The following is a 26,661-nucleotide window of genomic DNA, read 5'->3' on the forward strand; positions in this document are numbered from 1 at the left end:
TTTGCTCAACGCGTGACGCAAGCGGCCTACGGCGCGACGCGGGACAGCGGCACCGCTTCGCCGCGCAGCTTCGCGACGTCGCGGCCCGGCGCCTCGCCGAAGAGCCGCGCGTATTCGCGGCTGAATTGCGACGCGCTCACATAACCGACGCTGCGGCACGCCTGCCGCGCATCCATCGCCGACAGGCACATCAAGCGGCGTGCCTCCTGCAACCGCAGTACCTTCTGGCATTGCAACGGGCTCATCGACGTGACCGCACGGAAGTGGTGATGGAAGGTCGACGGGCTCATGTCCAGCTGTCGCGCGAGCGAGTCGACCGACATCGGATCGACGTAGTGGTCGCGAATCCACGCGACGGCGCGCGAGATGCGCTGCGTCGTCGAATCGGCCTGGCCGACCTGCGCGACGCGCGCGCCCGACGGGCCACGCAACAGGCGAATGAGGATTTCGTCGACGATCAGCGGTGCAAGCAGGTCAAGCTCGTCGGGTTGCGCGATCAGCTGCATCAGCCGCGCAACGGCGTCGACGATTTCCGGTAGGGCATCGTGCGTGTCGACCGCGCTGCAGTCGACGGCCTTCGGCAGCCCGCGCGGAAACACGCGTGGCGTGAGCGCCGCGATGCGGGCCGGGTCGAGTTCGATCTGGACGGAAAGAAACGGCTCGGCAGGGTCCGCGTGCGTCACGCGGCCGGTGACGGGCAGGTCGGCTGTCGCGACCAGCATCCGCGATTCGTCGATCACGTAGGTGTTGTCGCCGATGCGCATCGACTTCGCGCCTTGCCCGACGACGCTCATGCACGCGTGGTGCACGCCGTGGTGCCAGTGCGTCGGCGACGCGGATACGCGGGCGATGCGCATGCCGCGCACCGGTAGTTCGAACGTGCCGTCGTGTGGCGCGTAGGCGGCGATCAATGCCGCGAGCCGGGCTGCGGGCGACCGGGCAGGCGACCGGGGGGCGTGACCTGGCGTGGTGCGCGGTAGCGGCGGCGTTCGGGCGTCGATTTCCATGTTGTGCGGGCGAATGGCGGAGTGGTCAGTACAAGGCGCGCAACTGCGATTCCCTGTTGGCTTCCAGGCAGGGAATCGCACGGCGGTCACATCGTACGGCGAGTCGCGTACGCGGGATTGCCTAAACCTGTCGGAAATTAGCCCGATCATCCGGACCTGCAGGGCCGGCGCTCGCATTGCCCGTCGTCGCGCGGTGTGCAGCGCACAAATTCGGAAATTAAGGCAAAACAATCGCAGGATCGGGCAAGCCATTTCCCGGCGGTTTTCATACTATTGCACCTGCTGAAAGAAATGTGTTCCGGCGCGCTCGGGTGATGCGGGCAAGTGTCGCATGACGCGTGGACGCCGCCGGCCTGGCCGCGCGTGTCGCCGCCGCGATCCGCCGGAAAAGACTCAGGACTGCTATTCGAATGTTCGTGCATCGGGCCAACCGAGGCCGGCTTGCGCCCGTAGTATACCGGCGCGCGACGCGGCGGCGGATGCAGAGGCAAATAGATGCAAAGGCAGCCTTCCGCGCAGGGGAACCGGACAAATGGACCAACTTCAATCGATTCGGGCATTCGTGACGGTAGCCAGGGAAGGCGGGTTTCGCCGGGCGGCGACGCGGCTGCGCGTGTCGACGGCGATGGCGAGCCGGCTGGTCGATGCGCTCGAGACGCGCCTCGGTGCGCGCCTGCTTCAACGCAGCACCTGCCACCAGTCGCTGACGGAAATCGGCGAGCTGTATCTCGCGCGCGTCGAGCGGATTCTCGGCGCGATCGACGAGATCGACGGCCGTTTCGTCGCGATGGGCAGCAAGCCGGAAGGCATGTTGCGCATCGCCGCGCCCGTCGCGTTCGGGCTCAGCCAGTTGAGCGCGTTGCTCGATCGCTTCGTGCACCGGTTTCCGGACGTGCGGCCGATCGTGACGCTGACCGATGCCCACGTCGACCTGACATCCGAAGCCATCGATGTCGCGTTCCTGACCGACGGCATGCCGGTTTCCGGTGCGCACGCGCTGCATACGTTGGCCGCGTACGAATCCGTGCGTGTCGCGGCACCCGGTTACGTCGCCGCGCACGGTGGCGCGGCCGCATCGGGCGACTGGCCGGACATCGCGGCCGTGCGGCTCGATCTGCCGGTGGCCGACGACGAGTACGCGGCCGGACTGCGACCCGACGCGGCGTCCGGCCATACGGGTGTCGGCCATCTCGAGATGGCGCGGCGCCTGGCCGTGGCCGGCATGGGCGCCGCGGTGCTGCCCGCGTATCTCGTCGACGCCGATCTGGCGGCCGGCACGCTGGTTCGCGTCGCGCCGGTCCGCCCGCTCGCGCCCGTCACGTTGAAGCTCGCGCACGCGCGTGCCGCACGTCTGCCGGCCGCCGCGCGAGTGTTCATCGAATTCGCCGGCGCCGCGTTCCGGCCTGCACGCTAGCGGCCCGGTTCGCCGCCGCGGCAACGCGCGCCCGCCGGGGCCGCGCGCTCGCCATTCTTTTTTCACGGAAGCAGTTCGGCAAACGAACGCTCCGCAGGGCGCAGTGCACGCCCGCCACACGCGCCCGCCTCCGCGACGGAAAGGAAGCGACAGCATTCCGACTTCGCGTGCGGGCCATGAGGAGACCTGGTGATTCCCATTGAAGGTCGTTTATTTGTGAGAGGTCGCTCCATGCGCGTCGAACGGGTTCCATACCGCTTAATCACTGCCGCAACGGCTGCCGTTTTCCTGGCCGCGTGCGGGAAAAAAGAATCGGCGCCGCCGCCGCAAACGCCGGAAGTCGGCGTCGTCACCGTGCAGCCGCAAGCCGTCCCGGCGGTGACCGAGTTGCCGGGACGCACCAGTGCGTTTCTCGTCGCACAGGTGCGCGCACGGGTCGACGGCATCGTGCTGCGCCGTGAATTCACCGAAGGCACGGACGTCAAGGCCGGCCAGCGCCTCTACAAGATCGATCCGGCGCCGTACATCGCCGCGCTGAACAGCGCGAAGGCGACGCTGGCGAGGGCACAGGCGAACCTCGTGACGCAGAACGCGCTGGTCGCGCGCTACAAGGTGCTGGTGGCGGCGAACGCGGTCAGCAAGCAGGACTACGACAACGCGGTGGCCACGCAAGGTCAGGCCGCGGCGGACGTCGCGGCCGGCAAGGCAGCGGTCGACACCGCGCAGATCAACCTCGGCTACACCGATGTCGTGTCGCCGGTCTCGGGCCGTGTCGGCATCTCGCAGGTGACGCCGGGCGCCTACGTGCAGGCGAGCCAGGCGACGCTGATGTCGACGGTGCAGCAGCTCGACCCGGTGTATGTGGATCTCACGCAATCGAGCCTCCAAGGGCTGAAGCTGCGCCAGGACGTGCAGAGCGGGCGTCTGAAGACGACCGGCCCGGGCGCCGCGAAGGTGTCGCTGGTGCTGGAAGACGGCAAGACCTATGCGGAGCCGGGCAAGCTGCAGTTCTCGGACGTGACGGTCGACCAGACCACCGGCTCGGTGACGATCCGTGCGCTCTTCCCGAACCCGGGCAAGGTGCTGCTGCCGGGGATGTTCGTGCGTGCACGGATCGAGGAAGGCGTGAACGAGAACGCGTTCCTGGTGCCGCAGATCGGCGTCACACATGACCAGAAGGGCCAGGCGATCGCGCTGGTGGTGAACGCCGGCAACAAGGTCGAGACGCGACCGTTGACGACGACCGGCACGTACGGCCAGAACTGGATCGTCGAAGGCGGTCTGGAGGCGGGTGATCACGTGATCGTGCAGGGCGTCGACAAGGTGCGTCCGGGCGCGACCGTGAAGACCGTCGCGGCACAGCTTGCACCGGCACCGGACACCGCATCCGCCACACCGGCAAGCGCCGCGCCGGCGAGTACCGCCGCCCATGCTGCAGCAAGTTCGGCCGTCGCATCGGCCGCGCAATAACAGGGAGTCCGTTTCATGGCCAAGTTCTTTATCGATCGCCCGATCTTCGCGTGGGTGATCGCGATCGTGCTGATGCTGGCCGGCATCGCGTCGATCTTCAAGATGCCGATCGCGCAGTATCCGACGATCGCGCCGCCGACGATCCAGATCCAGGCGAATTACCCGGGCGCTTCCGCGAAGACGGTGGAAGACACGGTGACGCAGGTGATCGAGCAGCAGATGAGCGGTCTCGACAACTTCCTGTACATGTCGTCGACGAGCGACGATTCGGGCAACGCGACGATCACGCTGACCTTCTCGCCGGGCACGAATCCTGACGTCGCGCAGGTGCAGGTGCAGAACAAGCTGTCGCTCGCGACGCCGAACCTGCCGCAGGTCGTGCAGCAGCTCGGCATGCAGGTCACGAAGTCGAGCAGCAACTGGCTGATGTGGTTCGCGTTCAACTCCGAGGACGGCAACATGTCGAAGGAGGACCTGACGAACTATGTCGCGTCGCACGTGCTCGATCCGCTCAGCCGCGTCAACGGCGTCGGCCAGACGCTGCTGCTCGGTTCGCAGTTCTCGATGCGCATCTGGCTCGATCCGGTCAAGCTGACCAACTACGGCCTGACGCCGGTCGACGTGACGGCCGCTATCACGCAGCAGAACGTGCAGATCGCGGGCGGCCAGATCGGCGGCACGCCGGCGAAGCCGGGCACCGTGCTGCAGGCGACGATCACCGAATCGACGCTGCTGCGCACGCCCGAACAGTTCGGCAACATCCTGCTGAAGGTCAACCAGGACGGTTCGCAGGTTCGGCTGAAGGACGTCGGCCGTGCGGCGCTGGGTTCGGAGAACTACACGTTCGACACGAAGTACATGGGGCAGCCGACGGCCGGCCTCGGTATCCAGCTCGCGACCGGCGCAAACGCGCTCGCGACTGCAACCGCGCTGCGGGCCAAGATCCAGGAGCTGTCGAAGTACTTCCCGCACGGCCTCGTCGTCCACTACCCGTACGACACGACGCCGTTCGTGCGCCTGTCGATCGAGGAAGTGGTCAAGACGCTGATCGAGGGCATCGTGCTCGTGTTCCTCGTGATGTATCTGTTCCTGCAGAACCTGCGGGCGACGATCATCCCGACGATCGCGGTGCCGGTCGTGCTGCTCGGCACGTTCGCGATCATGGGCGTGGCCGGCTTCTCGATCAACACGCTGTCGATGTTCGGCCTCGTGCTCGCGATCGGCCTGCTGGTCGACGATGCGATCGTCGTGGTCGAGAACGTCGAGCGCGTGATGGCGGAAGAGGGCCTGTCGCCGAAGGAGGCGACCAAGAAGGCGATGAGCCAGATCACCGGCGCGCTCGTCGGCGTGGCGCTGGTGCTGTCGGCGGTGTTCGTGCCGGTCGCGTTCTCGGGTGGTTCGGTCGGCGCGATCTATCGCCAGTTCTCGCTGACGATCGTGTCGGCGATGGTGCTGTCGGTGCTCGTCGCGTTGATTCTGACGCCGGCGCTGTGCGCGACGATCCTGAAGCCGATCTCGCAAGGGCATCACGAAGAGAAGAAGGGTTTCTTCGGCTGGTTCAACCGGACCTTCGATCGCAGCCGCGATCGCTACACGAGCGGCGTGAACCACGTGATCCGGCGCTCGGGCCGCTGGCTCGTGATCTACCTGGCCGTCTTCGTCGCGGTCGGCGTGATGTTCGCGCGTTTGCCGAAGTCGTTCCTGCCCGACGAGGACCAGGGCTACATGTTCATGATCGTGCAGACACCGTCCGGCTCCACGCAGGAAACGACCGGCAAGACGCTCGACAACATCAACACGTACCTGACCACCGCGGAGAAGGATGTGGTCGACTCGGTGTTCACGGTCAACGGCTTCAGCTTCGCGGGCCGCGGCCAGAACGCGGGTCTCGTGTTCGTGAAGCTGAAACCGTACGAGCACCGCCAGCGTTCGGACCAGAAGGTCCAGGCGCTGATCGGCCGGACCTTCGCGCACTACTCGCAGTACAAGGATGCGATGGTGATCCCGTTCAACCCGCCGTCGATTCCCGAACTCGGTACGGCTGCCGGTTTCGACTTCGAGCTGACGGACAACGCCGGTCTCGGCCACGAAGCATTGATGGCCGCGCGCGGGCAGTTGCTCGGGATGGCCGCGAAGGACCCCGCGCTCGCGCTGGTGCGCCCGAACGGCCTGAACGACACGCCGCAGTACAAGGTCGACATCGACCGCGAGAAGGCGAACGCGCTTGGCGTCACGGCGGCCGCGATCGACCAGACGTTCTCGATCGCGTGGGCGTCGCAGTACGTGAACAACTTCCTCGATACCGACGGCCGGATCAAGAAGGTCTACGTGCAGTCGGATGCGCCGTTCCGGATGACGCCGGAAGACATGAACATCTGGTACGTGCGCAACAGCGCGGGCGGGATGGTGCCGTTCAGCGCGTTCTCGACCGGCCACTGGAGCTACGGATCGCCGAAGCTCGAACGCTACAACGGCGTGTCGTCGATCGAGATCCAGGGGCAGGCCGCGGAGGGTAAATCGACCGGCCAGGCGATGACCGCGATGGAAGCGCTCGCGAGCAAGCTGCCGGAAGGCATCGGCTATTCGTGGACGGGCCTGTCGTTCCAGGAAATCCAGTCCGGTTCGCAAGCGCCGGTGCTGTATGCGATCTCGATTCTCGTCGTGTTCCTGTGTCTCGCGGCGCTGTATGAAAGCTGGTCGATCCCGTTCTCGGTGATCATGGTCGTGCCGCTCGGCGTGGTCGGCGCACTGCTCGCGACGATGCTGCGCGGTCTCGAGAACGACGTGTTCTTCCAGGTCGGCCTGCTGACCACCGTGGGCTTGTCTGCGAAGAACGCGATCCTGATCGTCGAGTTCGCGCGCGAACTGCAGGCGAAGGAGAACATGGGGCCGGTGCGCGCGGCGATCGAAGCGGCGCGCCTGCGGCTGCGCCCGATCCTGATGACGTCGCTCGCGTTCATGCTCGGCGTGCTGCCGCTCGCGATCAGCAACGGCGCGGGCTCGGCGAGCCAGCACGCGATCGGCACGGGCGTGATCGGCGGGATGATCACGGCAACGTTCCTCGCGATTTTCATGATCCCGATGTTCTTCGTGAGGGTTCGCGCGATCTTCAGCGGCGAGACGGAAAACGTCGACGATGCCTGGCGTCTCGTGCAGGGCGACCTGCAGCACGGTCACGGCGATGCACACGATTCGAAGGGGCAGTAACGATGCAAAAACACGCTTTGACTGCAACTACGGCCGCACTGGCTGCCGCGCTGTTTGCCACGGGCTGCACGATGGCGCCGCATTACACGCGGCCCGACGCGCCGGTCGCACAGGCGTTCCCGGCCGGCGGCGTCTATGCGACGCAGCCGGGTGCTGCCGGCGCGCGCAGCGCGAACGGCCAGGCGGCGACCGCCATCGGCTGGCGCGAATTCTTCGTCGATCCGCGCCTGCAGCGGCTGATCGAGATCGCGCTGAAGAACAACCGCGACCTGCGCGTGTCGGTGCTGAACATCGAGGCGGCGCGTGCGCAGTACCAGATCACGCGCGCGGGCCTGTTCCCGACGCTCGATGCGACGGGCACCGGTAGTCGTCAGCGCTTGCCGAATGCGCTGACGTCGGTGCCGGGTCAGAACATCACGACGACCTACAACGTCGGGCTTTCGGCATCGTGGGAGCTCGACCTGTTCGGCCGCGTGCAGAGCCTGAAGGACCAGGCGCTCGCGCAGTACCTGTCGACCGCGTATGCGCGGCAGGCGTCGGAAATCTCGCTGGTGTCGCAGGTGGCTGACCAGTACCTGACGGTGCTGTCGACCGACGATCTGCTGAAGGTCACGGAGAACACGCTGAAATCCGCGCAGGCGTCGTACGACCTGACGAAGCTGCAGTTCGACAACGGCACGGGCTCCGAGCTCGACCTGCGTCAGGCTCAGACGGTCGTCGAGACGGCGCTCGCGAACCAGCAGGCTCAGGCACGCGCTCGCGCGCAGGCCGTGAACGCGCTGGTGCTGCTGATCGGCGAGCCGCTGCCGGACGACCTGCCGCCGGGCATGCCGCTCGACTCGCAGAACCTGCTGACGGACGTGCCGGCCGGGTTGCCGTCGGACCTGCTGACGCGTCGCCCTGACGTGATGCAGGCCGAGCAGACGCTGCTTGCCGCGAACGCGAATATTGGCGCGGCACGCGCGGCGTTCTTCCCGCGCATCTCGCTGACGGCGGCGTTCGGCACCGCGAGCCCGACGCTCGGCGGCCTGTTCAAGGCCGGCACGGCGGCGTGGTCGTTTGCGCCGAACATTGCGCTGCCGATCTTCGAGGGCGGGCAGAACATCGCGAACCTCGATCTCGCGCACGTGCAGAAGCGTATCGAGATCGCGAACTACGAGAAGGCGATTCAGTCGGCGTTCCGCGACGTGTCGGATGGGCTGGCTGCGCGCGGCACGTACGACCAGCAGATCGCTGCGCTCGAGCGCAACGAGCACGCACAGCAGCGCCGCTTCGACTTGTCGGACCTGCGTTACAGGAACGGCGTCGACAGCTACCTGTCGGTGCTGACCGCGCAGACGGACCTGTATTCGGCGCAGCAGTCGCTGATCAGCGCGCGGCTGGCGCGCTGGACGAACCTGGTCGACCTGTACCGTGCATTGGGCGGCGGGTGGATCCAGCGGGCCGGCGAAACGCCGCGCGCGCCGGACACGCCGGTCGACTACGACAAAGTGGCCGCGAACGGGTAAGCGCGATGAACGACAGAAGCGGGCGACCGCTCCTGTTTGCCGAACCGGTTATACGCGCAGAAACGAAAACGCCACGGACACAAATCCGTGGCGTTTCTTTTTGCATTACCGTCCGTCGCAGGCGCAGCGGCAGCGGCGTTACGTTACCCCTGCTTCGCCCAAAGCGTGCGGCCGAAGAACGTGAGCGTGCGATCCCATGCGATTTGCGACCACACCGGATCGAACTGCGTGCCGGCGATGCGGCCGGTGCCGACGGCCTCTTCGTTGGCGAACGCATGATGCGCGAGATAACGATGGAACTCGAACCCGACCTTCGCATCGGTCAGCTTCTTCTCGAGCGCATCGACCTGGTCGAGCGCAAAGAACGCGTCCTGCGTGGCCCAGTGGCCCATCAGCGGCACCTTGAGCTTTGCCGGATCGATGTAGTCGAGCGGCGGGAGGCCGTACCACGTGACGCCCGCATCGGCATCGGCGTACTGCAGCGACAGCAGCGTGAGTGCGCCGCCCATGCAGTAGCCCGTCACCGCGACGCGCGGAGCAAGCGTCTTCAGATAGGCCACTGCGCCGGGAATGTCCTGCGATGCGGCGTCGCCGAAATCGAGCCCGGTCATCAGGTGGTGCGCTTCCTCCTCCTCGACCGTCGACTTGCCGCGATACAGGTCGGGCACGAGCGCGAAGTAGCCGCAGCGCGCGAGGCGATCCGCGACGCCGCGGATCTGGTCGTTCAGCCCCCACCATTCCTGGATGACGACGACTGCGGGCGCGCCTTCGGTTTGTGCCGGCGTGGCGAGATACCCCTGCAGTTCCTGGCCGTCCGGGCGGCGAAACGTGATCATGGAACCGGATGTTTGAGACATGAAACCGCTCCTTGTCGAAAAATGCGATGAGTGCGGCATCGGGCCGGCCAGCGGGCGCGGCGACGATCGGGCATGCCGGGCGTCGTGGTGCCGCTCGCGTTCGTTTCGGCCGACGCCGACCACGCGGCCATTCTATGCGCAAACACCGGCTGCCTGCGTGAACGACGCTGCGCGGTGCGATCCACGGGTTCGTTCACGTCGGTCGAAGATGGCGATCCCGTTGCGGAGCGGATGACCGAAAAGCCAACACCCCGCCCCTGAACGGGAGCGGGGTGCTTGCTTGCCGTGCGCGGACCGGTATCCGCGCACATGGATCCGGCTTACTGACCGAAATAGACGGAGTCGCGGCCTTCCTGCTTGACCGCGATCGCGCGGCCGGCACGCACGCCGGCAGCAGCTTGCGCGCCGTAGCCGGTTTCATCGGCGTTCGTCACACGGGCCTGTGCGGTTTGCAGCGCGCGCGGGTAATACTGGTCGGAGACTTCGGGCTTGTAGCCGGCTTGTTCGAGCTGGACGAGTTCGGCGCGCACCTGGGCACGCGTCAGCTGGCCCGACGGGTTCGATTGTGCGAAGGCGCCGTACGAGGCGGACAGGGCGGTTGCGGCGACGACTGCGTAGATGAACGACTTCATGATGACCTCCGGTTTCGTTGATTTCGCGCTTCGCTCGTTGCGTTCAGCGGTTGATTGCATCGTAGCGATCACGTTACCGGTCGGAAATACGCGTTCCAGTGATTCATTATTGCAACTGGGTAAACGATCCGCGTGGATGGGTGATTTTGTCTGATGATTGATGGGTGCGTCGGGCCTGGCCCTTTCGAACTCGATATTGTCGGCCGGCACGCGTCGAAGGGACGACCGGTTGAATCGTATTCCGAAGTATTTTTGACAGGTCGCCGGCATTGCCCATGCCAGGTTACTCGGCCAGAACCGCCTGGCGCTTCCGGTATTCGGCCGGCGTGATCCCGACGTGCCGCGCGAACGACCGCCTGAGCGTATCGACATTCGCGAAGCCGCATTTCGCCGCGACCTGTTTCGGCGTGTCGTGGCCGTTCTCGAGCAAGTGGCGGGCCGCCGCGATGCGGGTCGCCTCGACCCATGCGGCCGGCGTCATGCCGACTTCCGTGCGGAACAGCCGCGCGAAGTGGCGCGGGCTCATGCCCGCATGTTTCGCCATCTCCGCCACCGAATGCTCGAGTTCCGGATTCGCCGCGATCCAGCGCTGAACCTCCTGCAGCACCGAGCGCCCGGCGGGGCGCGCCTCGCCCTTGCGGCTGAACTGGAGTTGCCCGCCCGGGCGCTTGAAGAACATGACCAGTTGCGCGGCGACGCGCCGCGCGATTTCGCGGCCGAGATCCTCCTCGACCAGCGCGAGCGCGAGATCGAGCCCGGCCGTGACGCCGGCGCCGGTGTGCAGCTTGCCGTCGCGCACGTACAGCGCGTCCGCATCGACGGAGAGCGACGGATAGGCTTCGGCAAGCGCGTCGGCGGCGGCCCAGTGCGTGGTCAGGTGGCGCCCTTTCAGCAGGCCGGTGGCCGCGAGGATGAACGCGCCGGTGCAGATCGAGCCATACCGCTTGCTTTGCACGGCCGCCGATCGCAGCCACGCGAGGACGTCGGTGCGCAACGTGATCTGGCTGGCGCTCGGTGCGCCGGCGACCAGCAGCGTATCGATGCGCTCCGGGATGGCGGGAACGATCCAGTCGGGCAGCAACTGTGCACCGGAAGAACTGCGGATCGGACCGGATTCGCCCGCGATGATCCGCAACGTATAGAACGGCTTCCCGCATTCGGCGTTCGCTTGCGCGAAGACGTCGAGCGGCGCGGAGACATCGAGCAGTTGAACGCCCGGTACGGCGAAAATTCCCACGACCTTCGGCATGATCGGTTGCGTGTTGTGTCGAACGTGATGCGTAGCAGTATAGGGGCGCCCCTTTGGCCCCGCGGGCACCGTGTCCGTTCGTCACGCGAAATGGCAGGATTTGACGTAGTACGTCTATTGATGACAGCTATCGGGCTCCGGAGAATCGGGGGTGTCTTCAATGGAGGTCGATCATGACTGAGAACGTTGCCGGCATCACCCTTCCCGATAGCCAACTGGCTCGCGAGATCACCGAGCTTGTGCGCGATACCGAATCCGAATTGCTGTTTCACCACTCCAGCCGCGTCTTCTATTTCGCGGCGCTGGCGGGCCAGCGTCGCGGGCTCGAATACGATCCCGAGCTGCTCTACTGCGGCTGCATGTTCCATGACATGGGGCTCACGCACCAGCACAGCAGCGCGTGCGAGCGCTTCGAAGTGGATGGCGCCAACGCCGCCCGCGATTTCCTGAAAAGCAAGGGCATCTCGCAGCAGGATATCGATGTCGTGTGGACCTCGATCGCGCTGCATACCACGCCGGGCATTCCGCAGCACATGCATCCGGTGATCGCGCTCGTCACGGCGGGCGTCGAGATGGACGTGCTGGGCCTGACGTATCCGGAATACAGCGACGCCGAGCGCGAAGCGGTCGTGAGCGCGCATCCGCGCACGCCGCATTTCAAGGAGGACATCATCCAGACGTTCTACGACGGGATCAGGCACAAGCCGGATACGACGTTCGGCAACGTGAAGGCCGACGTCATCGCCGACAAGGAACCGCATTTCCACGCCGGCAATTTCTGCAGCGTGATCCGCAACTCCGCATGGGCTGGCTGACCGCGGTCGTCCGCCGGAGCGTTCGTCGATGCCGGTCGCCGGACCCGCGCGACCGGCGCCGCCTCAGCCGATATTGATCGACTGCCCGACGTGCAGCACGTTCGGCGTCGAGGCCATGCCCGGATTCAGCTGCAGGATCTCGTTGAGTGCACGTGCATCCTGTTGGTCGCGCGTCATCGTCTTCTGATCGTTCGGCGACACATGCGCCGCATCGAGCAGCGATTGGCGATGCGCGTCGGCGATCACCCAGAGCGAATCCCCCGCGACGACGATGTACGGTTGCGCGGCCGGCGACGGCGGCGCGGAGGGTTGCGCGGGCGCCGTGCTGCCCGTCGTGCCGGTGCCGGGCGGCTGCGTCGCGGTGGCGCCGGGCGCGAGCCGGGTCGTCGGCGTGCCGCCGGTCTGCGGCGGCTGATGCGATGACGACGATGACGTCGGCTGCGGCTTGTGCGTCGACGACCCCGATCCGCTCGAAGGCGATCCGAAGAACAGGCTCTGCAACTGCGTGAAGCCCCAGATTCCGATCGGCACGAGGATCAGCGCGGTCGGGTATTTCTTGACCCAGCGCGTCGCGTTCGGGAAATGGGTGTTCAGGCGCGCGCCGAGCAGGATCGCCGTCGATGTCGCGGCTGTCGCCGCGAGTCCGTAATGGCCCTTGTCGTATTGCGCGATCGTGCCGGCGACGCCGCTCGCCACACCGACGAAATCCGACGTCGAATCGATCAGGCGCACGACGCGGCTGCGCTTGTCCGCGTTCACGCGATGCGCGCTCACTGCGTAGACCAGGCCCGAATACGTCGCGGCGAGTGCCGCGCTCGCGGTCGTCAGCGCGCCCGCGACCGTCGGCGTGGTCATCAGCCCGTGCACGCCGACGGCGATCGTCCCTGAATAACCGACGATCGCGCTGCCGCGCCCGACGAGGCCGAGCAGCCGACGGGAATTGCCGCGGTGCAGCTGCGTGAGCGACGTGCCGCCGACCATGCCCTGCATGTTCGCCAGCAGGTCGGCCGACAGTTCCTTGATCTGCGCGGCCGCATCGTCGAAACCGATCAAACCTTGACGGTGCATTTCGACGAAGTGGCTCGCCTTCACGCGGGTCTCGTTCGTCAGCAGGTCGAGCTGTTCGAGCCGCGCCGGATTGTAGCCGTGCACCGAAGCGCTCAGCTGCTGCGCGAGCGAGCGCTGCAAGCGGTCGAGTACGTCGTGCACCGCGCGCGGGTCGCCGCTCTGCAGGCTCTGCACCGCACCCTGGTGCATCGCGCCGAACACGCGGCCGGCACGCGCGCCGACGAAGAGCGCGGTGTTCGCGTGACTCAGCGCGTCCGAGCTCATCATGTTCATGCCGTTGAACACGTTCAGCGCGACCAGCGAGCTTGCACCGGCCACCGTGCCGCCGAAACCCAGTGACCACATCCAGTCGCGTTTGCCGAACGACGGCCGGTGGACGCGCAGCGCGTTGAGTTGCGCGAGCGCGGCTTTCTGCGGGTCGCCGCGCTGGTGGCTCGGCTGCGCGGCGATGTCCCGGTTCACGATGACGGGTTTGGTGTCGTCGATGGCGAGCTTCGGGTCGGCCGCCACCGCGCGCCAGAAAGCGGTGCTCGACGCGTTCGCGTGCGCGGCGATTTTGAGCTGCATGGGTTCGGTGTCCGGCTTGCCGTATTGGCTCAACCAGCGGTTGCCGGCGTCGCGTGCGCGGAATTCGGCCCGGTTGGCGGCCGCGGCGGTATTCCAGTAGTTCTCCTTCGCATAGGTAATCGTCGCCTGCCGCGCGCGATCCATCAGCGCGGTGGTATTGCCTTCGTAAAGTTTGGTGCGCAGCTGTGCGAGCGTCTCGGGCGTCATCCCGTTCGCGAGGCCGACGCGTTCGACTTCGGCGAACAGCACCTGGTGCTGGTTCGCGAGCGTTTGCGTGCCGACACGCTCGAACACGCGCGTGAGCGCGTCGGCACCGTGCAGGCGCGCAAGCTTGCCGGGCGCGCGCAGTTCGTACTCGACGAGCTTGCGGGCGAGTGCGGCGGTCAGGTCCTGGTTCGCGATGAAGTCCGAGCCGTGCGTTGCATACGACAGCCCGAGGTGAACCCAGTCGAGTTCCTTGCGGTCGAGCACGGCCTCGACGAGCTTGAGGTGGCCGTCGCCCGGCACGGGTTCGAGCACGGCATCCCAGCCGTGGAACGTCACCATCACGTGCGGCGCGTCTTTGTCGGTGTTCCGGCGGGCCCACGTTTCGAGCGCGTCGAACGTGCGCACGTAGTCGTGGTACGCGTCGTTGGTGCCGGCAAGCGTGCGCTGGTCTTCGGCCGACACGAGCGCGCGCGACGGCGCGGTTTCGAGGCGCAGCACGAAGCCACCTTCGGATGCCGCGTCGAGCCATTTGTACAGATGGTCGAGGTCGTCGAGCTCGAGCTGGCGACCCGTGCCGTCGATGTCGATCCGCGCGTTCGCTTCGTCAAACTGAGCGTTATCGAGGTTGCCGAGCTCGCGCACGCGGCGGATGAACGCCGGGTCGTGCTTCCTGCCGAGCGCCGCGGCCAGCGAATGCGGATCGACCGCGACCGACACGACCGGCATCGCGCCGCCGTAGCGTTTGACGAGCGCGAGCATCTCGTCGGGGTTGTCGCGCAGCGTGAAGCCGCGCGCCATCAGCGCAATGCGATCCTGAATCTCGGCCTTCGCGCGTGCATAGGCCTGCAGCGCATGCCGGTCCGCGGCGCGCGCGATCGACAGATAGGTCATCGCGCCCTTCGCATGGCGGGACAGCACGTTTGCCGCGTGATCGGGCCGCGACAGCGGGCCATGCCACGGCATGCTCGACACATCGCGCGCGAGCCGCAACGGGAGGCCGAGTGCTTTCATCATCACGCTGTCGGCCATCATGACCTGCCGGTTTGCGCCGAGATCGAGCGGTTTGCCGCTCCGGCCCGCAAACGCCTTGACGCGTTCGTGCTCGGGGAACCAGTTGTCGACTTTCGCCTTGCCGAAGCGAAGGATCCATTCGGCGATCGTCGCGCTCGACAGGCCGGGCTGATAGGTCTTGATGCTGAACGGTTCGCCGGTGGGGAGCGCCGGCGACGCGGCGGGTGCCGGTACGGCCTGCGTGTTCGGGTTGCGGTTCTTGCCCTTGCCGCGCGTGCGTTTCTTCGGCTTCGCCGGCGGGCTGGCAGCGGGCGCGCCTGACGCGGGGTCGTTGGCGAGTCTGGCTTGCCGGGTCGTCGCTGCCGTCAGTTCGGTCGCGATGCGCTTCTCCAGCTCGCCGAACGGCGCGGACGATTCCGTGGCGGCTTTCTTCAGTTGCTTGTCGAGTTCCGCCTGTTTCAACGCATAGGCTTCGAGCTGCGTCGGTTTTGCGCGCGCGTCGAACGCGGCCGGATCGAGCTTCGTCACCAGGAAATGGCGGTTCGCGCCATCCGGGCCGCCGCCGATCGTCGTCTTGTCGAGATCGATGCCGGGCTTGCCCGCATCGTTGAAATGCGTTGCGTCGTCGAACCATTGCAGCTTGCCGTCGCGTGTCGCGAGGATGCCGTCCGGCTTGTGCAGCGTGTCGATCAGCGCGCCTTCCGTGCCGTAGACGTAGATGAAGTACGCCGGGCCGACCTGGCCGAAATCGATCACGCGCCGCAGATGCAATGTGTTCGCGCCGCTGAAGTCGTGCACGTCGTCGGCCGATTTCGGCAACAGGTTCGGCGCGACCCATCGATGGGCGAGCGGCGTCGCCCCTGCGGGCGGCTTGCCCGCCGACTGAATCCTGCCGATCCGGCGTTGCACGCGGTCGCTCAGTTTCAGCGGCGGCGGTTTCTGCTCGGCGACCGGCAACGCCCGCTCGGCAGGCTCGAAGCCGCCATAGCGGGACACCGCCGATTCCGGCAGCGAGGACGGGACGAACACGACGCCGCGCCGTCCGTCGGGCAGCCCGCGCGCGCGGCGGCGGAACGCGGTGCCGAGAGCCTGCGCCCCGATCGACGCGTCGCCGACCGAGGTCTTCTCGTGATAGGTCCAGCCGCCCTGTTCGGGCTCCGCGTAGCCGAGCACCTTGCCGGTCTTCTTGTCGACCGCGAAGATCGTCGCGCCAGCGGGCAGGGCCTCCGCGGCCTTGGCGGCCGCTTTGGGCCGCTTGTACTGCGGCGCGCGGGCGAGGGCGTCGATCTGCTTGACGACCTCATCCGCGGGCACGTCGCCGGAAGGCTCGGCATCCCACACGCGCTTCGTGTCGATATCTTCGACCTTCGCCGCGCCGCCGAATTGCCGCAATTCGTCGAGCGACACGGGCGACAGGTAGAAGTCGAAATCCGCGCGCGCCTCGTGCGGCGGCTTGCTGTCGTTGCGCTTGCGCGGACGCGTGCCCGGATACACCGCGTCGCGTACTTCGTGCGATGGTGTGTCGCCGGGATCGGCCGCCTCGGGCTGGCCGGGCTGGCTGTATGCGTCGGTCTTCAGGCTCGCGACGAAATCGGGTTGCGGATGCGTGCCGTCGTCCGCCGGCCGGTCGAGGTGCTTCGCGATCAGCACGTGCGCGTTGGGCCCCGTGTATTGCGCGAGATCGCGGATGTCGGCCAGCTGCGTCCCGTCGATCCGCTTCAGGTCGCGCTTGCCGTGCGCATCGAGCCAGTCGGCCGCACGCGACTCGGGCGTGAGCACGGGCGCGGCCGGCATGAAGGTCGACGGATCGGGCACCGGCCACATCATCATCGACGGCATCGTCCGCGGCGCCGCACCGGCGCGCCCGGCCTCGCCGTCACGCATGGCCTGCTCGGCCTGCGCGCGATACAGCGCGCGGTAGACGGGGTTGCCGGGCAGCGACGTGGGCGCATTGCCGAACGCGTCGGCGAGTCGGGCGAGGCCGGCTTCGTCGCCGGGCATCACGTGGTCGGCTTCGCGCGCGATCGCATCGGGGAGTACCGCATGCTCGGCGATGTCGATACCGGTCGCTTCGAGGATCTGCTTGCGCACCGCGAACGCGTTGGCCTGTGCGCGCGCTTCGGCGAGCAGCGTGCTTTGCACGTACGCGTCGGGGTTGCGGGTGTCGAGGTCGAGCCGGTTCGTTGCCACGTCGACCGCATGACCGATCTCGTGCGCGAGCACGTAGACGATCGTGCCGGCGTGGCGCAGGCCGCCGTCGATCACGATCCGGCGCTGTTCGGCGTCGACCTTGCTGCCGGCGCCCGCGCGGCCCTGCACGATCTCCCAGTGGCCCGGATTCAGCAACCGCATCTGATCGGCGAGCAGGCTCGACTGACCGGCGAGCGCATAAGCGGCGTCGGGCAGCGGCGCACCGCCGAACCACATCCGGATGCGCGTGATGAGAGACGGCTTCTGGACGAACGCGCCGTCCGGCAGCGTTTCGCTGATCGCCGGATGCGCGAGTTCGACGTGGCCGCTGGCGATGCCACGTTTCAGCGGGTCGATGACGGCATCGATCATCCGCGGCGTCCGGTTGGCGGCCGGGTCCGGATGCCGGATCAGGACGGAGGGATCGCTGAAATAGAAGTTGCCCTGTGCATCGAACAGGCCTTCGAAGTCGAACGACAGGCCGTGACGTTCGGCCAGCGCGCGCATGGCGGCGAGCTGCCGCATCGATTCGCGCGTCACGCGCTTCGGCAGGATGCCGTTCATCACGTCGATGCTGCCGAGCTCGGCGAGCGGGCTGTACAGCACCGCGATGCGGCCGCGGTACGTGAACGGACCGTCGACCGTGACCGTGCGCATGCCGAGCGCTTTCAACTGGTCGAGCCCGCGTGTTTCATGCTCGAGCATCGTGCGCGCCTTGTCGCCGCCGGCTTCGAACAGGCCGATCGCGTTGCGCTTGCCGAGTTCGAACACCGCCTTCGCGGTGCCCGCGCCGAGGAACGGGCCGAGCAGTTCGGCGGGATCCACGCGCCGCGACGGATCGCCGGCGACATGCAGGCCGCTCGCGTCGGCGGCGAGCGCGCCCGGGTCGATCCGTTCGCGCGGCGACGGCGTGTAGCGGGTCCACGTACCCGGGCCGCCGAACTGCATCCGGTGCGTGCGGTCGGTGTGCGACTCGCCGATCGCGCGAACCGTGCCGTTGTCGGGCACGTAGATCGTGCGCTGCCAGATGTTCGCGAGCCACGCGCCGTGCGCCGCGCGTGCGTCGCCGCCATCGAGCACGAGGCGGTTGCCCGTTTGTGCGGGCCCGAACGCGTGGCGATGGTCGATCGAGTAGTCGACCGGCGTGGCGGGACGGCCGTGGGCGTCGAGCAGGCCGCCGGCGGCATCGGTTCGCGCATGGACGAGCGTCAGCGGTTCGCCGCTTGCATAGGACACCGGACCGTTGCGGGAGAAGGTCAGCTTCGGCGCACTGCCGCCGAACCAGCGCCGCGGGAACGGCGACACGCGATCCGCATGCTCGTTGCTCCACTGCACCTGTTCGTCGAGCGTGCGCGGCAGGTGCGTGCCGCCGTCGCCGGCCGATTCCGTCGTGCGCGGCGCGGGCATGCGCCGCGGCGCGCCGCCGTGACGCTTCTGCTTGTCCCAGATGCCGTCGTAGAAAGCCTGATAGGTCTCGCCGCGGCGGCCCGACACCGGCGTGTCGGCGAATGCGTCGGCGAGCCGTTCGACCGTGCCCGCATAGTCGCTCGACGGTCCCCAGCGGTCGGCCTCGTGCTGGAGCGCGTCGGGCAGCGTCGTCTTCGCCGCGATGTCGCCGCCGCCCGCGAGGTCGATCTCGTAACGCGCTTCGAACGCGTTGAGCTGCGCGCGCGCTTCGGCTTCGAGCGCCTTGCGCGTGAAACGGCTGCGGCCGCTGTAGTCGAGCGAATCCAGCGTGCCGTCGATCGCCTCGACCGCGTGCTTTGCCTCGTGCGCGAGCGTGTACGTGATGCTGCCCGAATCGCGCAGGCCGCCGTCGATCGTCACGCGGCGCCGCTTCGGATCGATCCGGCTGCCGCCGCCGCGCTTGCCGAGGCTCACGCGCCAGCCGGCGTCGCTCATCATCCGCAACTGCTGCGTGAGCGTGTCCGATTGCTGCGCGAGCGCGTGGACCGCGTCCGGCAGCGGTGCGCCGCCGAAGCGCATCTGCAGCCGCGTGAAGAGGCCGGGGCCGGCCAGCGACGGGTCCGGCGGCGCTTCGGTGGTTTCCGGATGCGCGGCGGGCGGAAGCGCGTGGTCCTCGGCATGCGCGTCGCCGGTCGGGGTCGGTCGGGACGCGTCGCTCGCATCGTTTGCCGCCTGCGAGGCAGACTGCTCGGCCGGCTTGATGAGCACCAGGATGCGGTTCGGCGCGCTGAATGCGCCGTCCAGCGCGCGTGCCGCGCGAGCGGGCGGTTGCGGCGGCAGGGCGGCGCTGTTTTCCGGGTCGGTGGCGCCGCGCTTGGTCGACGCGAGCACGATGACGGTGTCGTCGTTCGCGGGCGGCGGCGCGCGGCGTATTGCGGGCGCTTCGGGAGCCGGCGTGGGCGTGTCGGCTTCGGCGATGCCTGCCGTCGCGTCGGCGTGCTGCGCCTGCGCGTTCGTGCCGACGACGCGGCCGCCCGTGACCGGCGCATCGGGCGCAGGCATGTAGCGAGTCAACGACGCATCCGCGCGCAGCGTGCCGTCCGCGTGCAGCGCTTCCGGCGTGGCGGCGAACACCGGGCGCTGCCAGCGGTTCGCGAGTTCGGGCGCAACGTGCGCGTCCGCGGCATCGGCGATGACGACGATCGGTTCCGCGACGTCCGCGGGCAGCGATCCCGCCGCGCGAGGTTGCGCGGCATCGGGCGGCGCCGCAGCATGGTCGTCGCCGTTACGCACGATGAAGAGCGTGTGCTCGCCGTAGTCGAGTGCCTCGACCGACGGGCCGCGCGGCACGGAGACGCCGGCCGGATCGAGCGTCGCGGGCCGGGATGCCGGTTCGGCGTCGGTCAGGTCGATCACGCGGACCGGCGTGCGCGGTGCGACGCTGGCCGGTTCTTCGAGGGCGCTCGCACCGGGTGCGCCGGGCGCCCGCGCGACGGCCGGATCTTCCGCCGCGCGCAGGTCGCTGCTGCGCCGATTCTGCGCGGCGACATGCGAATCCGACGAGCGCGTTTCCTGCTGGTTCTCGTCGCGCGCGGCCTGTGCTTCGCTCGTGTGCTGCGCATTGCGTGCGCTTGCCGCCGTGGTTGCGGTGGCCGTGTTGCTCGCTTCGGACGCGCGCGTCGCGGCTTCGTCGGCGGCGGGCGCGTTCTGCGCAGGGTCCGCGGGCGGAGCGTTGTCGTTCGCCTGTTGCTGCAGATCGTCTTGCCACTGGGTGGGTGTTTTCGCGACGAGCTTCGACGGCGCGTCGATTTCGCCGTCGCTGCCGAACGACAGCCGGTCGCCCGTCTCCGTGATCGAATCGATCTTCGTGCCTTCGGTCCAGGTCTTGCCGGTCAGCTTGACGATACTCAGTTCGCCGTTCTCGCCGAGCATCACCGAGGCACCCCGCGGCAGATTGTTCAGGTCCTTGTTGTTGAGACCGTCGAGCACGCGCACGGGCATGTTGTCGTAGGTGAGCACCTTGTCGCCCGCCATCAACGTGCCGTCCTTCGCGACCTTGATGTCGACGCCGTCGAGCGACGCGCGCGTCGCGCCAAGCGCGAGTTGCGGCGGCTCCTTCCCGCTCAGGATTTTCTGCAGCTGCTGGCCGTCGATCGAGATGCTGTCGCCAGCCGCCGAGCGGGCGATCACCGGCCTGCCGGTGACGCGAACCGCCGCATTGACCACGCGATCCCTCACGCCGCCCGCACCCATCAGCGCGACGTTCGTGAAGCCGGACTTGAGATCCTCCCAGCCCTGCTTGCTGTTCCCGTCGGCGAAAGCGAAACCGGCCTCGACGAAGCTCTCGCCCGCGGCGCCGACGCCGGTGGCGAGCGACGTGCCGCGCACGATCGCCGTGGTCACGCGCGCGGCTTTCGCCGAGCCGGTGAGTGCCGTGATCGTCTTGCCGAACACTTCCGAACCCGCGAACTTCGCGGCGCCGGCCGCGCCCATCGGCACGAGGTTGAGCCAGTCGCCTCGCGCGCCGGCGTCGGTGAACGGATTGATGCTCTGGTTGTGGTCCCATCGCGAGCCGATATCGATCGCGGATTTCGCCATGCTCGAACCGATCGCGGTGTCCATCATGGCCGCGCCCGTGAAGTTCAGCGCGGCGCCGGCAAACGCACCCGCGCCCGTTGCGTCGAGCAGCACGCCGGCGCCCTCCATCAGCAGCCCGAGACCCATCATCCCGAGGTTCACCTTGCCGCCGGTCAGCGTGTTCAGCGCGCTGTCGAACCAGTCGTCGTGATGCGCGGCCTTCTGCTGGAACTGCGCGTGACCGTTGCCGTCGTAGCCCGTCACGAGGTCGAGCGTGCCGCTCGACGCAAGCTGGTTGTTGTCGAGGTAGTCGCCGACGTTGTCGTATTGCGCCGACGTGTCGTCGACGTACTGGACGTTGCCCTTGCCGTCGGTGACCTTGAAGAGCGCGCTCGTCACCATGCCGGCCGTCTTGTCCGAATAGATCAGCGGCAGGATGTTGACCTGCGTGCCGGCGCCGCCGCCGAGCTTCAGGATTTCGCCGCGCACCTTATTGATCGTGTCCAGCTTGTCCTTGTCGGTGTAGCGCACCGTGTCGTCGTTGACGGGCGCGGTGGGCGAGCCGGCGTCCGACGACGGCTGGACGTCCGGCGCGAGCCCGATCGCGGTGCCGATCAGGTTGCGCTGCTCGTTGTCGGTCAGCTTGCCGAAATCGATCGTCGCGGCCTTGTTCGTGCTTGCGCCCGCCTGGTCGAGCAGCGATTGCGACAGTTCGCCCTGGTGTGCGCGGAAGAAGCCGTCCAGCGCCTTCGAATACGCGTCCTTGTCGTCCTGGCTCTGCGGGTTGCGCAGGTTCTCGGCGAGGCTCGCGTCGAACTGATCGAGCAGCACCTGCTGATGCGACATCTCCGTCAGCAACTGCAGCTTGTTGATGTTCGCGTCGGCCTGCTGCAGATCGCTGCGCGCCTTGTCGAGGTCGCCCTGGTACGGATTCGCGCGTAGCGGCGTCGGCATCGGGATCTCGTCGCCGTCCACCGTGCGCAGCCGCACCGGCGTCGGGTTGTGCGCGTACCAGTCGTCGTAGGTTTTCTGCGTGTCCGCGAGCTTGCCCTTCAGCACGCCTTCCTGCGTCTGCGCGTTCGCGAGCTGGAATTTCGCGGCTGCGTCGTTGTACGTGTTGGACAGCCGGCCGTCGGCCGCGCGCAGCGCGCCCGCGACGACGTGGAGCTTTTTCGCGTCGAGCGCGGTCTGGCCGGTCGCGGTGGTCGGCACGGACGTGTTCGAGCCGGGCGGTCGCAGCACGAACGACGGATTCGTGAATAGCGTCGTGGGGGGAAACGATGTCGACAGACTGCTGGCCGGTGCCGACGTGCTCAATGACGATGACGGTGTCTGCGTCGTCGATGGAGCCGGTGTACTCGATGTATTCGGCGTACCCGATGCGCTCGGCAGCGACGTGCTCAACGACGGCGACGGTCCTGGCGACGGGGCCGGTGTCGTCGTGGGTGGCGGATTCGTCGATAGCGTCGGCGTCGGGTTCTGCAGCACGAACGGCACCTTAGGCGCGAGCTGCGCGTCGATCTGCGAGCCGGCGTCGTCGTACTGCTGCGCGAGCGTCTGGCCGTAGGCGACGACGAATCCGTCGTGCGCGAGGCTTGCCGTCTGTTTCGCCTGTGCCAGCGCATCGGATGCATGGCCGAGATCGACGTCGACCTTCGGATGCGGATCCAGCGATTTCGGATTCGCGGTATGCCAGTCGTCGGACGCGCTTTTCGCCGTGTCGTATTGGGTCTGCAAGTCGTCGACAGTGAGCTGCGCGCCGAGCATCTGCATGTAGCTGCCGCTCGTGTTCGCTTGCGTGGTCGCGCGATCGAGCGCGGCCTTGTCGTCCTTCGCCGCGCCGGGCGTCGACCCGATCAGGCAGGCGCTGTCGACGTCGTATTTCTGCTGCAGCGTCGTGACCTGCTGTGCGTCGAGCGACGCAGCATAGGCCGCGTTCGAATAGTTCGCGATCTTCGCTGCCTGCGCGACGTTCGCTTGCACGGCGTTCATGTCGACGTTGCCGTTCTGATCGGCCGCGGGCGGGTCGGGCAGATCGACCTGCAGTTGCAGCTGTGCGAGCGCATCGTTCAGATTGCCGACGCCGGTATCGATCGCGTCCTTGTACGCGGGATCGCCCATGTACGACTGGAACTGCGTATAGGCAAGATTCGCGTTGCTGACGTCCGCCCAGTACTTGGCCTGGCCGACCGTCGCGCTCGACGTTGCCGACTGCCAGTCGTCGTACGCCTGGACCTGGTCGGGCGTCTTGCAATCGCCCTGTTGCGGAACGAAGTTCGGATTCGCCTTCGTCTGATCGGGGAACAGCTTCTGCAGCGCGGCGAGTTTCGCGTCGGCCTGCTGCTGCGCGGGGCCTTCGATGTTCTGGTTCGTCGGGTCGGAGCTGTACTGGTCGGCCTTCGCCTGTTCGCCATACAGGATGCGGTAGCCGGCGTCGGTCGTCACGTCGAGCTCGCGTTGCGCGGTGTCGGCCGCATTGCGCGCTTTCGTGTAGTTGTCGACGGCGGCCTTGTGCTCGTCGGGCGTCGAGTCGGGGTCGCGGCTCGTCATCCGCAGCACGCCTTGCGCGCCTTGCAGTGCCTGCTGCGCGTTGTCGTATTTTGTTTGCGCGTCCTGGATCACGCCCTGGACCGCACGCGTCGTGTCGTTGTCGACGGTGATCTCGGGCGGCGCCACGCGATATTGATCGGCCAGACTCTGCAGCAACGCGGTGGCCGAGCCGATTTCGGCGTTGGTCGGCTTGGACGGATCGGTGCCGAGGTCCGCCTGCACAGGGATCGGCGGCGCGGCGGCCGGGTTGACCGGGTTGGCGGGACCGTTGTTCGGGCCGTCGTTGGACGTGCCGTCCACATTTTGCGGCGGCTTCGGCGCGAGGTCCGGATTCAGCGTTTGCGACAGGAAACGCTGCCAGTTCAAACCCAGACCCATTCCGTCGATGGACAGCATGCAAGGCTCCCGTCAGGCGCGGCCGTACGCGGGATGCACGCCGCCTGCGCCGCATGGCGCGAATTCGAGTGTACGGAAGCGGGGGGAGCGGGCACGGGCACGATTCGTAGCGGGTGACGGCAGGGAGCCGGCTCGTCCGGGCAACGCTACGGGAAACGGCCATGCCGGAATACGACGCGGTGCACGTGACAGCGCGGCGAGGGGGTGGGAGCCGCGATTCGCCTGGCTTCGCGTGTTACGGCATCCTTTCTGGTGTGTGGCGAATTCTTACTTTCTGCTTTCGTTTGGGTGGCCGGGGTCGCGAAATAGGCCGTGACGCCTCGGCGATCTATCGCGTGACGCGGGTCCGGCGCTTGAGCAGTGCGGTTGCTTTAGCGTTCCACTGTCAGAACGTTGTTACGTGACAACTGCAAGTTACAGCGGATGATTTTATATACTGAATTTCTGTTCGACCCCACGAGGCGAATCTTCGATTCGCGCGCGGCCTCTCTAACCGGCTTTCCAGCCCGTTGGGATACCCGTACTCCCGCAATCCACAAGTTTCCGGCAAAACGCCTATAATGGTTGGGCAAATTGCCGGAGAAAGGTCATGAGCACCATCGCTTTTCATCCTTCGGGCGTCGCGCATCCGCGTCAGGCCGAATTCACGATTCTCGAGCAGCTGTTGGCGATCCGCGTCCGATCGGGGGCCGATCTCGCCGAGCTGGCGAGCGCGCGCGTCGACGTGTCGGTGATCGACCGGCTGTCGGAGCGCGGCCTGAAATCGGACGAGCTGGCCTTCATCATTCCGCGCCGCACGCTGAGTCATCGTCGCCAGGCGCACGAACGCCTGTCGCCGGAGGAATCCGACAAGGCGATCCGCCTCGCGCGCATCGTCGCGCAGGCGACGGCCACGTTCGGCGACCAGGACAAGGCGATGGCGTGGCTGCGCAACGGGCTCCAGCGCTTCGGCGGCCGCACGTCGCTCGACATGGCGAGCACCGAGCATGGCGCGCGGCTCGTCGAAGAGGCCCTCACGCAGATCGACGAGGGGTACTTCGCTTGACGACGCTGTGGCGGATCAGCAATTACGCCGACCTGAAGGGTATCGGCGGGTTGCGTGCCGGCGGGCGCTGGCATTTCGCCGGGCAGCCCGTCGTGTATCTCGCCGAGCATCCGGCGCTCGCGCTGCTCGAGACGCTGGTTCATTTCGAAATCACCACCGTCGCGCAATTGCCGAGCGGATATCAGCTGCTTCGCATCGAGGTGCCCGAATCGGTGGACATCGCCGAGATCGCGGAAGGCGACGCGCCGGATGACTGGCGAACCAATGTCGACTGGACCCGCAGCGCCGGCACCGAGTGGCTGCATACGCAGCCGAGCGCGCTGCTGCGCGTGCCGAGTGTCGTCGTGCCGCACGCGCACAACTTCCTGTTGAACCCGCTGCATCCGGCCGCGTCCGAGGCCCGCGTCGCGGAAGTCATGCAATCGCCGTACGACACGCGGATTCTGCGGTTGATCCAGTCGAAGCCGGGCGAATAGGAAACCACGAGGAACCGGGCCCGTGCCGGGCGCCGACTCAGCGCTCGTGCGCGGCGCGATCTGCAGCCGCGTCCTGCGGCAGCGTTTGCCGGATGCGCGTGACCGTTCGCGTGCTGACGAGGCCGAGCATGGCGCTGACATCGGTATGCGCGTGGCCGGCGAGCAGCTGGCGGCGCGCATAGGTGTTGCGCAACACGCGCGGGCTCATGTCCGCCGCGTGGAAGCCGATTGCGGTCAGCGCGTCGCGCACCACGAGCAGCAAGAACATGTCGTTCATCGCACCACCGCCGCGCGGCGCGGGAAACAGCAGCGCCGATGCGGGTGCGTCTGCCGAGCGCGCGCGCCATGCGGCGAGCGGCGCCAGCGCAAACGCCGCGAGTTCGATCCGGCGGGCCGGCCGCGCGCGATCGCGCGGCACGGACAGCGTCGGCGCACGCGCGTCGAGATCGGGCGCGTCGTGCGTCGTCGCGCGAATCTCGGCCGACGTGATGCCGCTCGCGAGCAGCAGCGCGACGATCGCGCGATTCCGGCAATCGGCCGGCGTGTCGTCCGGTTGCGGTTGTACATAGCGCTGCAGCGCCGCGTCGGCATCGGGCGGCAGGTAGCACGGCTCGGGCTCGCCGACCGGCCAGACGAGATGGCGCGTCGTCCGGCCGGCCGGATGAATCGTCCGCACGCCGGTGTCGACCAGATGCCGGCCCAGCCGGTCGATCAGCTTCGCGTAGCGCACGCGGGTCGAGGTGCCGGGCGCGCAACTGCGTTCGAGTTCGGTCAGGAAGGCTGCGACGTGGTCGGGCCCGAACGTGGCCAGCGACACGCTGTGTGCGATCAGGTGGCGCAGGAACCGTTCGAACATCGCGACGTGCTGCACGACCGAACGCGGCGCGAACGGCCGGCGGCCCGCGCCGGTCGCGGCGGTTTCCTGCCATGCGCGAAAGGCGCCGACGGGGTCGTGAATCCAGCGATTCGTGTCCATCCACGATTTATAGCCGGAACGCGGTGGCGCCG

14 protein-coding genes are annotated in these 26,661 nt (G+C 67.4%); 8 read left to right on the plus strand and 6 right to left on the minus strand.

Annotated features, from left to right (window positions below):
- Positions 1 to 26 precede the first annotated feature (26 nt).
- Positions 27 to 1,007, minus strand: coding sequence for an AraC family transcriptional regulator N-terminal domain-containing protein (locus VL15_RS00730; RefSeq protein WP_419188646.1), 981 nt, complete (start codon positions 1,005 to 1,007; stop codon positions 27 to 29).
- A gap of 532 nt (positions 1,008 to 1,539) precedes the next feature.
- On the opposite strand from VL15_RS00730, the gene VL15_RS00735 reads away from it, so the two are divergent.
- From VL15_RS00735 to VL15_RS00750, 4 genes are all read left to right on the plus strand, one after another.
- Positions 1,540 to 2,421, plus strand: coding sequence for a LysR family transcriptional regulator (locus tag VL15_RS00735; protein WP_048242560.1), 882 nt, complete (start codon positions 1,540 to 1,542; stop codon positions 2,419 to 2,421).
- Positions 2,422 to 2,652: 231 nt separating this feature from the next.
- On the plus strand, positions 2,653 to 3,891 hold the full coding sequence (locus VL15_RS00740; protein ID WP_048242561.1) for an efflux RND transporter periplasmic adaptor subunit: 1,239 nt from the start codon (positions 2,653 to 2,655) through the stop codon (positions 3,889 to 3,891).
- A gap of 15 nt (positions 3,892 to 3,906) precedes the next feature.
- Positions 3,907 to 7,098 (plus strand): efflux RND transporter permease subunit, encoded by a 3,192-nt coding sequence (locus VL15_RS00745; protein WP_048242563.1) that lies wholly within the window; start codon positions 3,907 to 3,909, stop codon positions 7,096 to 7,098.
- 2 nt (positions 7,099 to 7,100) lie between these two features.
- On the plus strand, positions 7,101 to 8,606 hold the full coding sequence (locus VL15_RS00750; protein ID WP_048242565.1) for an efflux transporter outer membrane subunit: 1,506 nt from the start codon (positions 7,101 to 7,103) through the stop codon (positions 8,604 to 8,606).
- A 143-nt stretch (positions 8,607 to 8,749) separates the two neighbouring features.
- On the opposite strand, the gene VL15_RS00755 is transcribed toward VL15_RS00750, so the two are convergent.
- Positions 8,750 to 9,463 carry a dienelactone hydrolase family protein gene (locus tag VL15_RS00755; RefSeq protein ID WP_048242566.1) on the minus strand — a complete coding sequence of 238 codons (714 nt, stop codon included), beginning with the start codon at positions 9,461 to 9,463 and terminating at the stop codon, positions 8,750 to 8,752.
- 72 nt (positions 9,464 to 9,535) lie between these two features.
- On the opposite strand from VL15_RS00755, the gene VL15_RS00760 reads away from it, so the two are divergent.
- Positions 9,536 to 9,724: a hypothetical protein gene (locus tag VL15_RS00760; RefSeq protein ID WP_048242567.1), complete on the plus strand. Its 189-nt coding sequence runs from the start codon at positions 9,536 to 9,538 to the stop codon at positions 9,722 to 9,724.
- A 59-nt stretch (positions 9,725 to 9,783) separates the two neighbouring features.
- Here the strand turns inward: VL15_RS00760 and VL15_RS00765 are convergent, their stop codons facing one another.
- Both VL15_RS00765 and VL15_RS00770 read right to left on the minus strand, forming a co-directional pair.
- A complete protein-coding gene (locus VL15_RS00765) occupies positions 9,784 to 10,095 on the minus strand; it encodes a DUF4148 domain-containing protein (protein WP_043185856.1) in 312 nt (103 codons plus the stop codon).
- Between the two features lie 283 nt (positions 10,096 to 10,378).
- Positions 10,379 to 11,344 carry a GlxA family transcriptional regulator gene (locus VL15_RS00770; protein WP_048242568.1) on the minus strand — a complete coding sequence of 322 codons (966 nt, stop codon included), beginning with the start codon at positions 11,342 to 11,344 and terminating at the stop codon, positions 10,379 to 10,381.
- 173 nt (positions 11,345 to 11,517) lie between these two features.
- On the opposite strand from VL15_RS00770, the gene VL15_RS00775 reads away from it, so the two are divergent.
- The gene (locus VL15_RS00775) at positions 11,518 to 12,159 is read left to right on the plus strand and encodes an HD domain-containing protein (protein WP_048242569.1); all 642 of its coding nucleotides are present in this window, start codon (positions 11,518 to 11,520) and stop codon (positions 12,157 to 12,159) included.
- Between the two features lie 63 nt (positions 12,160 to 12,222).
- Here VL15_RS00775 and VL15_RS00780 read toward each other — a convergent pair whose 3' ends face one another.
- Positions 12,223 to 24,132, minus strand: a complete 11,910-nt coding sequence (locus VL15_RS00780) for an LWXIA domain-containing protein (protein ID WP_048242570.1) — start codon at positions 24,130 to 24,132, stop codon at positions 12,223 to 12,225.
- 589 nt (positions 24,133 to 24,721) lie between these two features.
- On the opposite strand from VL15_RS00780, the gene VL15_RS00785 reads away from it, so the two are divergent.
- Together VL15_RS00785 and VL15_RS00790 are read left to right on the plus strand one after the other, a co-directional pair.
- Positions 24,722 to 25,177 (plus strand): antitoxin Xre/MbcA/ParS toxin-binding domain-containing protein, encoded by a 456-nt coding sequence (locus VL15_RS00785; protein ID WP_006480981.1) that lies wholly within the window; start codon positions 24,722 to 24,724, stop codon positions 25,175 to 25,177.
- Entirely contained in the window at positions 25,174 to 25,653 is a 480-nt protein-coding gene (locus VL15_RS00790; protein ID WP_048242571.1) for an RES family NAD+ phosphorylase, read from the plus strand. Before VL15_RS00785 ends, VL15_RS00790 begins: the two co-directional genes overlap by 4 nt.
- A gap of 37 nt (positions 25,654 to 25,690) precedes the next feature.
- Here VL15_RS00790 and VL15_RS00795 read toward each other — a convergent pair whose 3' ends face one another.
- Positions 25,691 to 26,629 carry an integrase gene (locus VL15_RS00795; RefSeq protein WP_048242572.1) on the minus strand — a complete coding sequence of 313 codons (939 nt, stop codon included), beginning with the start codon at positions 26,627 to 26,629 and terminating at the stop codon, positions 25,691 to 25,693.
- Positions 26,630 to 26,661 lie beyond the last annotated feature (32 nt).

Origin of the sequence: Burkholderia cepacia (assembly GCF_001039005.1) — a bacterium.
Classification (GTDB): Bacteria; Pseudomonadota; Gammaproteobacteria; order Burkholderiales; family Burkholderiaceae; genus Burkholderia; species Burkholderia theae.

Bases quoted from the DNA above. Each gene is read 5' to 3' on its own strand.
- VL15_RS00765 (WP_043185856.1), bottom strand. From the start codon at position 10,095: ATGAAGTCGTTCATCTACGCAGTCGTCGCCGCAACCGCCCTGTCCGCC.
- VL15_RS00735 (WP_048242560.1), top strand. From the start codon at position 1,540: ATGGACCAACTTCAATCGATTCGGGCATTCGTGACGGTAGCCAGGGAA.
- VL15_RS00755 (WP_048242566.1), bottom strand. From the start codon at position 9,463: ATGTCTCAAACATCCGGTTCCATGATCACGTTTCGCCGCCCGGACGGC.
- VL15_RS00750 (WP_048242565.1), top strand. From the start codon at position 7,101: ATGCAAAAACACGCTTTGACTGCAACTACGGCCGCACTGGCTGCCGCG.
- VL15_RS00730 (WP_419188646.1), bottom strand. From the start codon at position 1,007: ATGGAAATCGACGCCCGAACGCCGCCGCTACCGCGCACCACGCCAGGT.
- VL15_RS00795 (WP_048242572.1), bottom strand. From the start codon at position 26,629: ATGGACACGAATCGCTGGATTCACGACCCCGTCGGCGCCTTTCGCGCA.
- VL15_RS00785 (WP_006480981.1), top strand. From the start codon at position 24,722: ATGAGCACCATCGCTTTTCATCCTTCGGGCGTCGCGCATCCGCGTCAG.
- VL15_RS00745 (WP_048242563.1), top strand. From the start codon at position 3,907: ATGGCCAAGTTCTTTATCGATCGCCCGATCTTCGCGTGGGTGATCGCG.
- VL15_RS00760 (WP_048242567.1), top strand. From the start codon at position 9,536: ATGCCGGGCGTCGTGGTGCCGCTCGCGTTCGTTTCGGCCGACGCCGAC.
- VL15_RS00775 (WP_048242569.1), top strand. From the start codon at position 11,518: ATGACTGAGAACGTTGCCGGCATCACCCTTCCCGATAGCCAACTGGCT.
- VL15_RS00770 (WP_048242568.1), bottom strand. From the start codon at position 11,344: ATGCCGAAGGTCGTGGGAATTTTCGCCGTACCGGGCGTTCAACTGCTC.
- VL15_RS00780 (WP_048242570.1), bottom strand. From the start codon at position 24,132: ATGCTGTCCATCGACGGAATGGGTCTGGGTTTGAACTGGCAGCGTTTC.
- VL15_RS00740 (WP_048242561.1), top strand. From the start codon at position 2,653: ATGCGCGTCGAACGGGTTCCATACCGCTTAATCACTGCCGCAACGGCT.